This window comes from Streptomyces sp. MST-110588 (genome assembly GCF_022695595.1).
GTDB lineage: Bacteria > Actinomycetota > Actinomycetes > Streptomycetales > Streptomycetaceae > Streptomyces.
Genome location: NZ_CP074380.1, coordinates 5,057,379 through 5,072,120, shown reverse-complemented (window position 1 = coordinate 5,072,120; position 14,742 = coordinate 5,057,379). Strand labels below are relative to the sequence as shown.

The window sequence follows — 14,742 nt, the reverse complement described above, 5'->3', positions numbered from 1 at the left end:
ACACCATACGGTGCTTCGGCCGCCCCATGCGGTTTGTCATACCAGACCATTTCCTTTTGTATACGCGTGTAATCACGGCCTCGACACAGGCCGTGGCTATCATGGGCCACCCCCACACCCTTGAGAGCTGCCGTGCCCGCCATAACCACCGCCCGCTCCGCTCCCAAACCCGTGCGCCGCAGTCCCGACGACCAGAAGCTTCCCAGACGGCTCGACTCCTTGACGAGCCTGCGTTTCTTCGCGGCCGGCGCGGTCTTCGCCCACCACTTCTCGGGATTCGGTGGGGCGACGGGCTTCGCACGGGTTCCCTCACTCTTTCCGTACTCGACCATCGGCGGGCACGGGGTGACCTTTTTCTTCGTGCTTTCCGGATTCCTGCTGACCTGGGTGTTCAAACCGTCGGAGCGCCCCGCCGCGTTTTACTGGCGGCGTATCGGACGTATCTGGCCGGCCCACCTCCTGATGAGCGTACCGGCCATATATGTGTTCTATATCTGCGCCGAGGAACACATCGACTGGCCGAGCGTCCTTTCCTCGCTGCTGCTGGTGCAGGCATGGTTCCCAAACGTCACACCGACGCTGCCGGGGAATCCGGTCACCTGGACCCTCAGCGTGGAAGTCCTTTTCTACGCGCTTTTCCCGCTGCTCATCCGGGGGCTGCTGCGGCTGCGCACCAAAACCCTGGTCGCGCTCACCGGCGTCGGGCTGGTGGGGATGTGGGCGGTGAACTGGTGTGCGGCGGCGTACTTCTCCGATGCCACCGAGGGCTGGATCATGCGCCATCCCTTGGTCTACCTCCCGCAGTTCCTGCTCGGTGTGACGGTGTCCGTGGCGATCAAGCGCGGCTGGCGGTTCTCCCTGCACCCGGCGTTCCCCCTGCTGGTGCTGCCGATCTACGTGGCCGGTTACTACCAGGCGCGGGAAAAGCTTGCCCCCGAGATCGTCGAACAGCTCGACTTCGCCGTACGGCCCGTCATCGCCGTCCTCGCGGCGCTGATCATCGTGGCGTTCGTCCAGCGGGAGATCGCCGGACACCGCGGCCTGCTCAACAAGCGCGCGCTGGTGCTGCTGGGCCTGTGGTCCTACAGCTTCTACCTCATCCACCAGTGCGTGATCCGGCTCGCCATCTACACCTGGGGCCGCGGCATCGACAACGGCAGCGCCCTGTTCGCGATGCTCGGCATGGGCACGGTGGCCACCGGCCTGGCCTGGGCGCTGTTCCGGTACGTGGAGGAGCCCGCCGCGCTGTGGTGGAACAAGGTCATGCCCGCGTCCTTGAAACAGCCGATGACCACACTGCGGCCGGCCTCCTCTCTTTAGAGACCGGCCCCGGTCCTCGTACGAAGCGCGATACGGCACCGGCCCCCACGGGAATCCCGTGGGGGCCGGTGCCGTATCGCGACCGCGTGAAAAGCCTCAGCGCTCCAGGAACGCGAAGAGCTCCTCCCAGCGGCGGACGATCTCCTCGGTGGTGAACCGGCGGATGTTCTGCCGCGCCGCCTCACCCATCTTGTCCCGCAGCTCCTTGTCGGACATCAGGGTGTCCAGCCTGCGGGCCAGCTCGCCGGTGTTGCCCAGCGTCGCCAGCAGCCCGTCCTCGCCGTCCCGGATGATCTCGTGCACGCCCGGCGCGCAGTCGAAGGCGGCACACGGAACGGCCGCGGCCATCGCCTCCATCAGAGCCAGCGGGAAACCCTCGCCCCGGGAGGACTGCACGAAGATCGAGCCGCCGCGCAGCGCCCCGGGCACGTCTCCCGTACGGCCCATCCACTGCACCGAGGCGTCCAGGCCGAGCGAGGTGCACTGCTTCTTCAGCGCCTCCTCGTCCTCGCCGTCACCGTAGATGCGCAGCGTCCAGTCGGGGTGCAGCGGCGCGACCTCGGCCCAGGTGTCGAGCAGCATGTCGATGCCCTTCTGGTCCGTCAGCCGCCCCATGCTCAGCACGACCTTCTCGGTGCGCTCGGAGGGCACCTCGGGCATGAAGGGCAGCGGGTTGGGCATGAAGCCGACGTTGTCCAGGCCCTGCCTGATCCACAGGTCCGCGTCCTCCTGCGTCAGCAGCAGCAGCCGGTCCACGTCGGCGTAGTGCTGCTTGACCCGGCCGAACCGCGAGGTCGCGCGGGAGTACTCGTAGGACTCGTGGCTCATGCCGATGACCTTCAGCCCGCGGGTGTCGGCGAGCTTGACCCACTCCATGGCCCAGACCTGGGTGACGATGACCATGGCGCCCGGCCGGGCCGCCCGGAAGATCGCGGTGAGCCGGGCGGCCTTCTCCACCATGCCCGCGGCCCGGCTGCGGCGGCGGCGCTGTTCGGCCAGGTCCAGCTTGGCCTTGATGCCGCGCCCGGAGCCGACCTTGGGCGGCTTGACGTCGTACAGGGTGGTGGTGGGGTAGGGCAGCTCGCCGCCCAGGTCCTGCGGGACGTCGGGCTCGGTGATGCCGATGACGTGGACCCGGTGGCCGCGCTCCATGAACAGCCGGGCCATCTGGTGCGACCAGGTGGTCACACCGCCCAGCTCGTTGACGCTGTTGGAGACGAAGAAGATGTCGCGACCGCTCGACATGGCCGGCTTCTCGGTCACTTGCCGCTCCCACGGGTGAAGAACTTCTCGACGATGGTGCGTGCCGCATCGCCCTGGTCGTACTCGCCGAATTCGCCGACGAAGCGTTTGCGGGCCTCGGCGTACGGGCCGTCCGCCGCCTTGAACTCCTCGATCGCGCCGAAGAGTTCCTCCTCGGTGGCCACCACCGGGCCGGGCGCCTTCTCCATCAGGTCGAAGTAGGTGCCGCGGCTCTCCTTGGCGTACTCCTCGTAGTCGTACGCGAAGAAGAGCATCGGCCGGTCCAGGAGCGCGTAGTCGAACATCACCGACGAGTAGTCCGTGATGAGGCCGTCCGCCAGGGCCAGCAGCGGGGTGATGTCGTGGTGGCCGGTGACGTCGATGACCTTGCCGCGCACCGACGGCGGCAGCACGACGTGGTTGAGGTAGTGCGAGCGGATCAGCAGGGTGTAGCGGTCGCCGAACCGGCGGGCGAACTCCTCCACGTCGAAGGGCAGCTCGAAGCCGCGGACCTTGCCCGTGCGGGTGGCCCGGAACGTCGGCGCGTACAGCAGGACGGTGTGGTCCTCGGGGATGCCCAGCTCCTGGGCGAGCGGGCCGCGCTCGCGACGGCCGCGTTCACTCTCCGCGCGGCGTGCGGTGACCAGTGCATCGTTGCGCGGGTAGCCGGTGCGCAGCAGCACCTCGTCACGCAGCCGGAAGCCCTTGGCCAGGGTCCGTACGTCGTGCTCGGTGCGGACCAGGAAGTGGTCGAAGCGGTCCAGGACCTTCTGGTACTCCTCCTGGGCGGGGCGGCTGCGCAGCTTGTAGTTCGGCTCGTCGAAGCCCATGCGCTTGAGTGCCGAGCCGTGCCAGGTCTGGATGTAGGTGGTCTCCGGGCGCTTGGTCAGCTTCAGCGGGAAGCCCTGGTTGTCGATCCAGAACTCCGCCTGCGCCAGCGCCTTGAGGTACTGCCAGCCCCAGCGGCGTACGAGGGTGGCGTCCTCGGGGAAGCCCTGCGGCCGGCCGCCCGCGTAGGACCACACGGCCTCGAACTCCACGCCCTGGCGGCGCATCTCCTCGTAGATGGCCCGGGGGCTGTCGCTGTACTGCTTGCCCAGGTGGCTCTCGAAGACCACCAGTCCCTTGCGTACCGGCAGCTTGCTGAGCAGCTCGTGGTACGTACGGATCTTGGTCTCGCCGGAGTTGAGCTTGCGCTTGGTCTGGCGGACCTTGCGTACGGAGGTCTTGGCCAGCTTTCCGGCGCGGCCGGCGACCGCGGCACCGACCAGCTTCTGGGTGCGCCGTGCCGCCTGGCCCTCGGAGATCAGCACGAAGCTGAGGTGGCCGCGCTTGGAGACCGAGGGTTCCACGCGGTCCGAGACCAGCCGGGTCAGCCGCGGCCGGATCTTGAGCTTGGCGGCCTCGTCCAGGTCGAGTCCGTCGACCGACAGGCGGGTGCGCAGGACGGTGCCGTCGACGTCCAGGATCAGACGGACGTCCCATACGGCGTCGATGATGCCCAGCGGGCGCAGCTTGGCGGCCAGGTCCACCTCGGCGTCCCACTGGAGGCCGTCGCCCGTGCGGCGCAGCGAGGTCAGCGGGAAGGTGAAGGTCTGCAGGCTGCGGCGGCGGGCGCGGAATTCGAGCTGTCCGCGGACGCGCGCCTGGGGGGTGATCCGGTCCAGCGGGTTGACGACGGTGCCGGACAGACGGATCGTGCCGCGGCCGTCGTCGCTGTAGGCGCTGAGCCGGTTGCGCAGGAAGAGCGTGCCGAGCGGGCGGACGTGGTAGCCGAGGTCGGTGACGTCCAGGACCCGGCGGCCCTCGGGGTCATCGAGGTGTTCGGCGCACCAGTAGATGCGTCCGTCGCGCTCGACGAGGGGGGAGGAGAGCTTGTTGCGGTTGGTGAGGGTGTCCGCGGCGGGCAGCAGGTTGGCCCAGTCCTCCTTGCCGAGGAGGTAGGCACAGATGCCCTGGATGGGCTCCACCTCCTGGTACGCCTCGGGGGCGATGCCCGCGAGGTAGGAGTTGGCCATCTCGGCGAAGCGGTGGCGGTACTCCTGGTCCAGCAGCGGCAGATCGCGCAGATGCAGTACGAGGTCGTGCTTGAGGAACTTGACGTCCTTGTGGAACTTCAGGTCCTCCATGCCGTTCTCGGCCAGCAGGTCGTCCACCCGGCGGTGGATCTCCATGCGGTGCGCGAAGTTGGCGATCTCGTGCCGGCGGTTGCTGATCGACTTCGTCGCGGCCTTTTCGAAGACGTTCCAGAAGTAGACGTGGTTGGGGATCAGCGTGATGCGGCGGGCCGCGACGTACGCCTGGGCCGAGAAGAGCAGGTCCTCGTAATGAATGCCGACCGGGAATTCGAGGCCCTGTTCGACGAGGAAGTCCCGGCGGTAACACTTATTGGTCGACAGGGTGTCGAAGACCAGCAAGTCGGGCAGTTCGGATACGGATTCCAGCGTACGGGTGCGCGAGTAGAGCCAGGGGTACCACTCGACGGTCTTTTTGGTACGGGAATCAACATGTACCCGTACGCACATTCCGGAGACGAGATCGGAACCGGTACGCTCCGCGGCCTCCAGCATGTTGCGGCAGGCGTTCGGCTCCAGGACGTCGTCGCTGTCGAGGAACATCACGTACTTGCCACGGGCCTGGCGCACTCCCTCATTACGGGGAGCTCCGCATCCGCCGCTGTTCTCGGGGAGCTGGAAGGCGCGCACCCGGTCCGGGTGGGACGCGGCCAGCTTCTGGGCCACCGAGAACGATGCGTCAGTACTGCAATCGTCGACGATCAGGACTTCCACACCGTGGAGCGTCTGATCCAGGACGGACGCGACGGCCGTGGGCAGCCGTTCCGCGTCGTTGTAGACGATCACCACTACGGAGACGTCAGGCACAGGAACCTCGATCCTCGTCTGCTTATCTGCGCTGCGACGCACCAAAACTACCTTGTGCGCGAGGGCCCTCGGTCCGCGGGCGAGGCCCGGCCGGCCAAGGCCGACGCGAACAGTACGGGCAACAGCAACAAAGTGGCGAATGAGGCGAAGGCCATGTGTTTCTCGTTCTCCATGGCCTCGGCGAGGGCGGCGGTCAGGTACTGCGAAACGGCCGTGGCGAGGAGGAAGAGCGCCATCGCGCCCAGCGATCTTTCCAGATGGGTACGGCGGCGGCGCACCGCGCGCAGACCCGCCCGGGCCGCGAGCGCCCACAGCGGGACGAGCAGCAGCAGCCCGGCCTTGCGCAGGCGCAGACCGGCGGACGAGGCGAGCGTCACCCGGTGCTCCTGCGCGCCGGGCGGCCGGTGGGCGACGGGCGGGTAATTGCCCAGGTAGCCGGGGCGCATGGCGAGCAACTGGCGGGCCCGCAGTTGCAGGATTTCCACCGTACGGCCGGGGTGGTGGAAATAATAACGAGCGATGTTCCTTATGCCCAGTTCGCCCCTGTAGGCGCGGAACTTCGGATCACGGGAGACGGCCTGGCCGTGGGTCCAATAAGTATGGCCGGCATAACGGGACCATTCCTGGGGCAGTCCGAGAGCTTTGAGGTCGGCCGCGGTGTCATGTTTACCATCGACAATTCCGGCGAATACGGTATCGACCCCGTTCATGTTCAGATAGGCGGAATCACTGCGCTGCGCGGCATAGCCGTGGGCACTTACGACGAGAACGGCCAGCGCCGCCGCGGCACCGAGCAGGCGGGGCAGCAGGAGGCGGGCCGGGCGGGAGGCCGTACGTCCGGGGCTGCCGTCCGGGCCGGCGGTGTCGTCCGGGCCCGTGGCGGCGCCCGGGCCTGTGGCGGCGCTGGGGCCTGTGGCGGCGTTGGGGCCCGTACGGAAGCCGGGCAGGCGGACCGTACGCAGCAGCAGTACGGCGACGACGGGCACGGCCAGGCCCAGCAACTGGGTCTTGGCGCCCGTCGCCAGCATGCCGCCCCCGGCGACCGCCACCAGCCCCGGGATTCCCGCCACCGGCCCCCGGCCCAGCAGCGGAATGCCCGTACAGACCAGGAGGATGCCCAGCAGCCCGGCGGTCTCGCTCAGCGGAGAGGCGAAGTAGTCGAAATAGGCGGCGTCGGCGACGATCAGCCAGACGGCGGCGGCCACGGCGACCCGGGCGGCGACCGCCAGCCGCAGCGCCGCCGCCAGGACGGCCAGGCACACCGCGGCGACCAGGCAGGCCACCAGGCCGACGGCGAACAGGTTGATCTCGCCGCGGAGGCCGAACAGCCGGGTGAACGGGCGGCCGAGGCCGAACAGCAGGGTCTGGCTGGTCCAGTACGGAACGACGCGGGTGCCGCAGTGCGCGGGGGCCGGGCGCAGCTCGCTGAACACGTAGGACTTGAAGCGCGGCAGGCCGTGGGTGGTGGGCATCAGGCCCAGCGTGCAGGTGGCGCGGGCGCCGTCGCCCTGGTTGGCGGAGCCCACGGGGACGGGCACCAGGAAGCGCAGGAGGAACAGGGCGAGCGCGGCCGTGAAGACGGCGAGGCCCAGGGCGGCGGTGGACCGCGGGGAGAGGTCGGCGCCCCGGGCGTACCAGGGCGTGCGGGCGGCGGTGGCGGGCGGCGCTGTTTCCGTCATGCCCACGTCCCGTCAGCCCGGCCGGAGGTTCCGGAGATTACCGACATATGCCTTACAGTGCATATACCGCACAGCAGGCAATTGATGGCATGACCTGCCGACGGATGACACCCGAGGCGATCCGGGGAGCGCGCGGTGGTGACAGGCACAGCGACCGTGCGGCGGGCGGCCGGCCCGGCGCTCGCGGCGGCGCTGTCCATGGGCGCGTACTGCCTGGCCCTGACCGTCCACGACAGCTACCCCTTCGGCTCCCGCTCGCGCGCCGTCAACGACCTGGGCAACCAGTTCGTACCGTTCCACGCCCATCTGTGGGACCTCATGCACGGCAACACCACCGGTGACCTGCTCTTCAACTGGAACAGCGGCTACGGCGTCCCCTTCCTCGCCGATTTCCTCACCTACCTGATGAACCCGTTCTCCTGGCTCGTCGGGCTCTTCCCCCGCCACCTGGCCGACCTCCCGGTCTTCCTCGTCACCCTCCTGAGCATCGGCCTCGGCTCGGCGCTGATGACCGTCCTCCTGGGCCGGCTGCGCCCCGGCCCGGCCTGGCCGCGCGCGCTCCTGTCGGCCGGCTACGGGCTGTGCGCCTGGGTGCTGCGCGACGGCACCGCGGACCCCATGTGGATGTGGGGCCTGGCCGCGCTCCCGATGCTCGGCATCGCCGCCGACTGGTGTCTGCGCCGCCGCCGCTGGGTGGCAGGAACCCTTCTGGTGGCGGCGGCCTGGGCCGGCAACTTCTACACCGCGGCGATGGGCACCCTGGCCATGGCGCTGGTCCTGGGCCTGCGCCTGCTGCTCGCCGCGCACATCCCCGTACGCGACCGGGTACGGTCCCTGGCGCGCGCCGCCTCGATGACGGCGACCGGCGTCCTGCTGGCCGCACCGGCGCTGACCGTCGGCTTCAAGGCCGGCAAGGCGTCCATGCCCGCCCCCGAAGCCCACTACGGCGGCCGTCCGCCGACGCTGGACTACCTGGCGCAACTGCTGCCCGGCGGCCGGGGCCAGGTCCCCGCGCCGCATCTGTTCATCGGGATGCTCGGACTGCTGCTGGTGGCCGCGTTCCCCTTCATGCGGGGCGTGCCGCCCCGGGTGCGCGCCGGGTGGTACGGGCTGGCGGCGGGGGTCGCCCTGTCCTTCGTATGGAAACCGACGATCCTGTTGTGGCACGGCCTGGCGCTGCCCAACGGCAGTCCGTACCGTGCCGCCTTCACCCTCAGCGCCCTCCTGGTGATCATGGCCTGGCTGGCCCTCTCCTACGGTCCGCGCCCGCGCGAGCTGATGGCGGGCGCGGGGCTCGTCGCACTGCTGGCCGCGCTGTGCCACGGCCGCGAGTCGGTGGGGGCCGCCACCTGGGTCCTGGTGGCGGGCAGCGGGACGGTGGTGCTGGGCGCGCTCGTTGTGCTGCATCGGCCGCGTACGGGGAAGGGCCCGGCTGGAGAGGCAGGTCCTGGTGGCGGGGCGAGCCCGGGTGTGGGGGCGGGTTCGGGGCGGGGGCCCGGACTCGTACCCGTCCGCGTCCGTATGTGCGCCCGACCGCCGTGGCGGTCCTGACCTGCGCCGTCTTCCTCGGCTCCGCCTACGCCGCCTACTCCGTCACGGCCGCCCGCGACCGGATCGAGTGGTACCGGCCGAAGACGACCCTCAGCGACGCCACGCTCACCGGCCCGGCGTACGAGGACATCAAGGCACACGAGAACTGGCCGCTGACGCGCACCGACCCCGGCCCGCACGAGTTCGCCGACAACGACCCCCTGCTGCTCGGCGGCGAGGGCGGCTCGTACTACAGCAGCTATCTGCCCGCGGCGACCGCGCGCACGCTGCGCGGGCTGGGCGCCGGCTGGTACATCCAGGGACGCCACACGCTGAGCTTCGACGATCCGGCCGGGCGCGCGCTCATGGGCGTCAGCAGCTTCCGGACCGGCCCGGTCGGGCGGCCCGTCACCGTGCACCGGACCACCGGGGCGCCTTTGGTGACCGTACGGCCGGAAGATGCGCAAGGTGCGAAAGGGGCGGAAGGCCCCGCCATCACCGCCACCACCACCGACGACGGCGACACCGGCCGCTCCGTCTTCGACCGCCAGGAAGCGGCCCTGGGCGCCGACGTCTACGAGGTGCCCGAGCTCGTACCCGTACGAGCGACACCGGACCCCCTTGCTTCCCTGCACTCCACCGCCTCCACCGCCTCCACCGAGCATCTGGACACCCTTGAGCCCCTAAGTTCTCCCGCTCCCCTCCACCACCTCGGCCCGCTCCCGCCTCCCGGCCGTCCCCTTGGAACGGGAGCCGCCGAGGACCCTGCCGGCCGTGCCCCGGTTCCGGCGGACGGCGGGTGGTCGCTGCCCGCGACGCCCGGGGCCGCGGCCGTGTCGGCGAGCGCCGCCGTACAGGAGAGCGCCGTCGCCCCGGCCTTCACCGCGCGCTGCACCCCCGGCACCACCGCGTACTGGTACGCCCCCTGGTACTCCGGCGAGGTCAGCGCCGCGGGGGCCACCTCACCCGGCTACGGCGACCGGGAGATGACCGCCAACCCCGTCAGACGGCTGGGCAAGGTGCCCGCCGACGGCCGTCTGACCGTACGTTTCCGTTCCCCCGCGCCCCAGAAGATCCCCGAGCACGCCATCGGCTGCCTGTCCCCGCGCCGGCTCGACGCCGCCGTCGGACGGCTGCGTTCGCAGGGGCCGGTGCGGCTGTCGGCCGGCGGCCACGGTCTGACGGCCGAGCTGCGAGCGCACAGCACCGGTACGGCCGTGGTCGCGGTGCCGGCCGTCGAGGGATGGACCTGCGCGGTGGACGGCGGGCCAGACCGCCCGCCCCGGGCCGTCGAGGGGCTGATGGCGGTACCGCTCGGCGCCGGTGCCACCCGGCTGACCTGCTCTTATGCCGCGCCCGGTCTGACGGCCGGGCTGGTGGCGAGCGGCGCCGCCGCCCTGACGGTGGCCGTCGTGGCGACCATGGGGGCCATGGGGTCCGTGGCAGGCACCGGCCCGGGAAGGCCGCGCCGCCGCGGTCGGAGAACAGCCGACCAGCTCCCCAGCTCTCCCGTCCCCTCCCCCATCTCCCCCAAATAGAGACATCCAGCACATTTTGTGAGACTTGCTCTCAGGAGACCGGTAGCACCGAGCCGTCCCCGCCCCGGCGAAAAGGCCCGCACATGAAGCTCTCAGTCGTCGTCCCCTGTTACAACGAGGAAGCCGTCATAGGCCGCTTCGACGCGACGGTCCGCACGGTGCTGGACGAGCTGGCCGTCACCTACGAGCTGTGTTACGTGGACGACGGCAGCTCCGACGGCACACTGCACCGGCTGCGTTCCATAGCCCAGCAGCACACCACGACCACCCGTTACCTCTCCTTCAGCCGTAACTTCGGCAAGGAATCCGCGATGCTGGCCGGTCTGCGGGAGGCGGGCGGCGACGCCGTGATCATCATGGACGCCGACCTCCAGCACCCGCCCGAACTGATCGAGAAGATGCTCGACCTGTACCAACTGGGCCACGACCAGGTCGTCGCCAAGCGCAGCCGCGACGGCGACAAGCCGCTGCGCACGACGCTCAGCCGCCTCTACTACCGCGCCGTCAACAAGTGGGTCGACGTCGAACTCACCGACGGGGTGGGCGACTTCCGGCTCCTCTCCCGTACGGCCGTGGACGCGCTGACCTCCCTTCCGGAATGCAACCGCTTCTCCAAGGGCCTGTTCTCGTGGATCGGTTTCGACACCGTCACCTTCGACTACCGCAACGCCGCACGCGAGGCGGGCGAGTCCAAGTGGCGCTTCGGCGCGCTGCTCAACTACGGCATCGACGGCATGATCTCCTTCAACTGCCGTCCGCTGCGCCTGGCCATCCACGCCGGCCTGAGCCTGGCCGCACTGGCCACCGCGTACACCCTGTGGATCATCGGTGCCGCCGTGGTCGGCGGCGTCACGGCACCCGGTTACGTGACGCTGGTGGCCATCGTCGTCGGCCTCGGCGGCCTCCAGATGGTCATGCTCGGCCTGATCGGCGAGTACATAGGCCGCATCTACTACGAGTCCAAGCGGCGCCCGCACTTCCTGGTCAAGGAAACCAACGGCACCGTCCCCAAAGAAACCCCGACAGCCCGCAGCGTCATCGGAAAAACCCACTGATGCCGAACCACCCGTCAGACGACAGGCCGCCGAAAAGCCGTCGGATGCACGCCGGCCGGCTCTGGCAGATCGCCCGCTTCGCCGTCGTCGGCGGTATCAACACCGGCACGTTCTACGCCTGTTACCTGCTTCTGCACCCCTGGATGCCGTACTTCCTCGCGTACACCCTCGCGTTCCTCCTCAGCATGGCCGGCTCCTTCCTCCTGAACACCTATTTCACCTACCGCACCCACCCGACCTGGAAGAAGTTCCTGCTCTTCCCCCTGACACAGGCCACTAACTACCTGATCCAGAGCGTCGCCCTTCTCTCGCTGGTCCACTGGTCCGGCCTAAACACCAAGCTCGCCCCCCTCGTAGCAGCCATCCTCGCCATCCCCTTCACCTACCTGGTCACCCTCCGCATCCTCCTCCCCACTCCGCCCCCGCCTCCCCCACCCCCAGAACCGGCCCGCCACCACGAACCGGCGTAAGACTCACGCCCGCCTCCCCTTAGCTTCGAGTGCGCCCGCTCACCCGCCCCCGGGTTGCCTCCCGCGGTGCTTCCCTGGGTGCCGCCCGGTCGCCTTCCTGGGCGCCCCCGGGATGCATCCCGCAGCAACGGAATCAGTGCCTCGCCGCGGGCCGGCGTGAGCCCGCGCCTTCCCCGCCTTTCACGCCTCCCTCAGCTCTCAGCTCTCAGCCCGAACGTGCCCACCTCGCACTCTTCTCAGGGAAGTGAAGTGGTGTGCTTCTCTTCCACCACGACGGTGTCATGTGCCGGGTGCCCGGACCATCGGGGAATTCCCGGAACGATCCCTGACCCACCGACGGTGGAGCATCTAGGGGTGCTGTTCGGTTCCGGAGGCCACCTGGGCCGTCCAGGGCCCGAAGGCGTCGTCCGTGCCGGGCTCTTTCTGCCGCGTGGCGTAGAGCCTGCCGTCGTTGCCCAGGGCGACCGCGACCGCGCGGCCCCGGGCGTCCGCCGCGACGCCCGGCGCCGCCGAGTGCAGTACCTTTCCCGTCCGCCACGGCTGCGGGGTGCGGCGTGCCGTGCCGGCCAGGGCGACGCGTACCAGACCCGCGTCGTCGCGGGCCGCGAGTACCATCCACCCGCCCGCGGCGGCGCGCTCCCCTCCCCGCGCGCTGCCCGCCGCACCTCCCGCGCCCCCCACAGCCGCCATGGCCACCCTCCCATGGCCGCCTGCCGGCTCGCACTGGGCCACCACATGCCAGACCCCGCCGGTCCTGCGCCGTTCGGCCAGCAGGATCCGGGCGGTGGCCGGCTGGCGGAAGGCGATCCGTACGGCTCCGTCGTCCAGCGCCACCACGCTGACCGGGCCGGCCGGCTCCGGCAGGCCGGTGGCCGCGGCCGGCCGGGGAAGCTGTCCGGCGGCCTGCGACACCCAGTGGCGTACGGAGTTGCCGCTCGGCGCGACCAGGTGCACCAGCCCGTCGGAGTCCACGCACGCGTCCAGACCGTCGATGACCTGCGGGGTCTGCTCGGGCGCCACGGACGGTCCCGCCGGGCGCTCCAGCCGCTGCCACGGCGACCACCGCCCGCCGTGCGCGCCGCTGCGGCAGGCGATGCGGCCGTCCCGGTCGCGCACGAAGACGTGTACGGTGCCGTCCGCGACCGCCACCGCGGCCGGAAACCCCATCTCCAGGGACTTCACCGGATCGGCGTCGGGGCAGCCCAGCGATTCCCAGGCGGCGAACGTCGGTACGCCGTCCTGGGCCGTACCGGTCTGCAGCGCGGCGACCACCTCCCGGCGGTGGGCACGGTCACCGTCCCCGTCCTGGCCACGGTCACGGTCGCGGCCCGGCAGGATCGTACGGGTGGCGAAGAGCTGAAGCGTGCCGCCGGGGTGGCGGACCGCGTGGATCTGGCCTTGGAGGAGGTCGCCGCCCAGCGGGTAGGGGCCCCGGAAGGACCCGCTGCCCGGGGAGGTCTCGGCCCAGCAGTGCGCCTGCCCGTCCAGGACGGCGAAGGCCACCAGCCGGCCGTCCTTGCCGGGCCGCAGCCAGGCGTTGGAGCCGGGGGCGCGCAGCCGGGTGCTGCGCGTCCAGTTCCTGGACCATCCGTCGAACGCCTCGCCGCCGACCTTGCGGTCACCGCAGCCCGCCGGGTCCGCACAGGCGCGGTGGTCCGCCCAGCCGTAGACCGACAGCAGGTCGCCTTTGCGCCGGGCGGTGCGGATGTCGAGATTGTTGGGCAGGACACCGACCTCGTACCCCAGGTAGTTCTCGACGACGGCCGGCACGTGACGTACGGTCCCGCCGCGGCCCGCGCGGGCCCGTCCCCAGTAGCCGGCCAGCGCCGCCTGGGCGAAGTAGGCCGAGGTGGTGTGGTCCTGGTGGTCGTAGTAGAAGGGGCCGCGCAGACGCGGGTCGGGGCTGGGCAGGGGTTCCCTGGGGGCGTGTACGGCGTTGGGGTCCAGGGTCCGTACGACGGTGGGCCGCACCCGGTCCAGGATCGCGATCAGCGTCTCGATGACCTGGTCACGGGTGTACGCGTAGCTCTGCCGTACGGGAGTGCCGGCCGGCCGGAGAGTGGGCAGGGTCTCGGCGGCACCGAGCCACAGGCCGCGCAGCGAGGTCGGCCGGGGGCGGGCGAGATGGCGGGCCTCGATCAGCTCCATGAAGATCAGTTGGTGGCGCGGGGCGGCGCGCAGCGTCTGCACCTCGACCTGGAAGCCGGGCAGGAAGGACACCGCTTCCACGTCCCAGGGACTGTCGCGGTGCGCGGTGGCCATCTCGGCGTGGGCGGCACGCAGCCCGTTCATACGGGCCCGTACGAAGCCGGGCCGGTCCACGGGGGTGTCGCGGAAGCCGGGGCCTTTGGCGGCATTGCGTCCGTCGGACTCGCCGCCGGTCAGGCAGACGGTGACCGTGCGCGCCCCGCCGCGCACGGACTGCTCCAGGTCGGGGTTCATGAAATAGAGCGAGTCGTCGGCGTGCGCGATGATGTGCAGATGCGCCTGGCCCGAGCCGGCCGCCGCCGCTTCGGGGCGTCCGGCGTCCGGCCGCGGAGGCGGTGTGCCTTCTCCGGAACCTCCTCCAAAGCCTTCGCCGGAGCCTCCTCCTGAGCCGCCGACGGGCGCCAGCCACGCCCACAGACCCGCGCCCGCCGACGCCGCGGCCGTCGCGCCGGCGGCGGCCTGGAGCAGGTGCCGCCGACGGACGCCGGGCGGGCTCTGCGGCACGTGCGACGGCTTCACGTGCGGCGGCTTCACGTACGGCTCCCCTTCTGGACGCCCGGCAGCGCCCGCCTTCCGGCAAACCGATCACATCAGGTCAGGTCACGCCCGGCCACTGACCACCTGACCAGCAGTACGTCCCGGATCCCAGTATTGGGACGTGCTGGGCGTTCCGCTCGTTCGATTGGTCCCGGCCGGGCCGGAAAGGATGAGGAGACGGGTGGCAGAGGACACCCGGACCAGGGCGTCCAGGCCAGGGCGCCCGGACCAAAGCGCGCGACGTCGCGGAAGGGGAGGCGGCGACTGCGCGGGCGGCCCGG

At 70.5% G+C, this 14,742-nt stretch carries 9 protein-coding genes; 5 read left to right on the top strand and 4 right to left on the bottom strand.

Annotated elements, in window-relative coordinates:
• The first annotated feature begins 132 nt into the window (after positions 1-132).
• Positions 133-1,320 (top strand): acyltransferase, encoded by a 1,188-nt coding sequence (locus KGS77_RS22210; RefSeq protein WP_242584656.1) that lies wholly within the window; start codon positions 133-135, stop codon positions 1,318-1,320.
• Between the two features lie 96 nt (positions 1,321-1,416).
• Here the strand turns inward: KGS77_RS22210 and KGS77_RS22205 are convergent, their stop codons facing one another.
• From KGS77_RS22205 to KGS77_RS22195, 3 genes are read right to left on the bottom strand one after another with little or no spacing between them, the layout of a single operon-like run.
• On the bottom strand, positions 1,417-2,565 hold the full coding sequence (locus tag KGS77_RS22205) for a glycosyltransferase (protein WP_242587617.1): 1,149 nt from the start codon (positions 2,563-2,565) through the stop codon (positions 1,417-1,419).
• Between the two features lie 14 nt (positions 2,566-2,579).
• Positions 2,580-5,444, bottom strand: coding sequence for a bifunctional glycosyltransferase family 2 protein/CDP-glycerol:glycerophosphate glycerophosphotransferase (locus tag KGS77_RS22200; RefSeq protein ID WP_242584654.1), 2,865 nt, complete (start codon positions 5,442-5,444; stop codon positions 2,580-2,582).
• A gap of 47 nt (positions 5,445-5,491) precedes the next feature.
• On the bottom strand, positions 5,492-7,123 hold the full coding sequence (locus tag KGS77_RS22195) for a hypothetical protein (protein ID WP_242584652.1): 1,632 nt from the start codon (positions 7,121-7,123) through the stop codon (positions 5,492-5,494).
• 135 nt (positions 7,124-7,258) lie between these two features.
• Here KGS77_RS22195 and KGS77_RS22190 point away from each other — a divergent pair, with 135 nt between their 5' ends.
• From KGS77_RS22190 to KGS77_RS22175, 4 genes are all read left to right on the top strand, one after another.
• Positions 7,259-8,674, top strand: a complete 1,416-nt coding sequence (locus tag KGS77_RS22190) for a YfhO family protein (RefSeq protein ID WP_242584650.1) — start codon at positions 7,259-7,261, stop codon at positions 8,672-8,674.
• On the top strand, positions 8,647-10,191 hold the full coding sequence (locus tag KGS77_RS22185) for a YfhO family protein (protein ID WP_242584648.1): 1,545 nt from the start codon (positions 8,647-8,649) through the stop codon (positions 10,189-10,191). Before KGS77_RS22190 ends, KGS77_RS22185 begins: the two co-directional genes overlap by 28 nt.
• 83 nt (positions 10,192-10,274) lie before the next feature.
• Positions 10,275-11,246, top strand: a complete 972-nt coding sequence (locus tag KGS77_RS22180) for a glycosyltransferase family 2 protein (protein WP_242584646.1) — start codon at positions 10,275-10,277, stop codon at positions 11,244-11,246.
• A gap of 44 nt (positions 11,247-11,290) precedes the next feature.
• On the top strand, positions 11,291-11,716 hold the full coding sequence (locus tag KGS77_RS22175) for a GtrA family protein (protein WP_242584644.1): 426 nt from the start codon (positions 11,291-11,293) through the stop codon (positions 11,714-11,716).
• A 348-nt stretch (positions 11,717-12,064) separates the two neighbouring features.
• Here the strand turns inward: KGS77_RS22175 and KGS77_RS22170 are convergent, their stop codons facing one another.
• Positions 12,065-14,458, bottom strand: coding sequence for a PIG-L family deacetylase (locus KGS77_RS22170; RefSeq protein ID WP_242584642.1), 2,394 nt, complete (start codon positions 14,456-14,458; stop codon positions 12,065-12,067).
• Positions 14,459-14,742 lie beyond the last annotated feature (284 nt).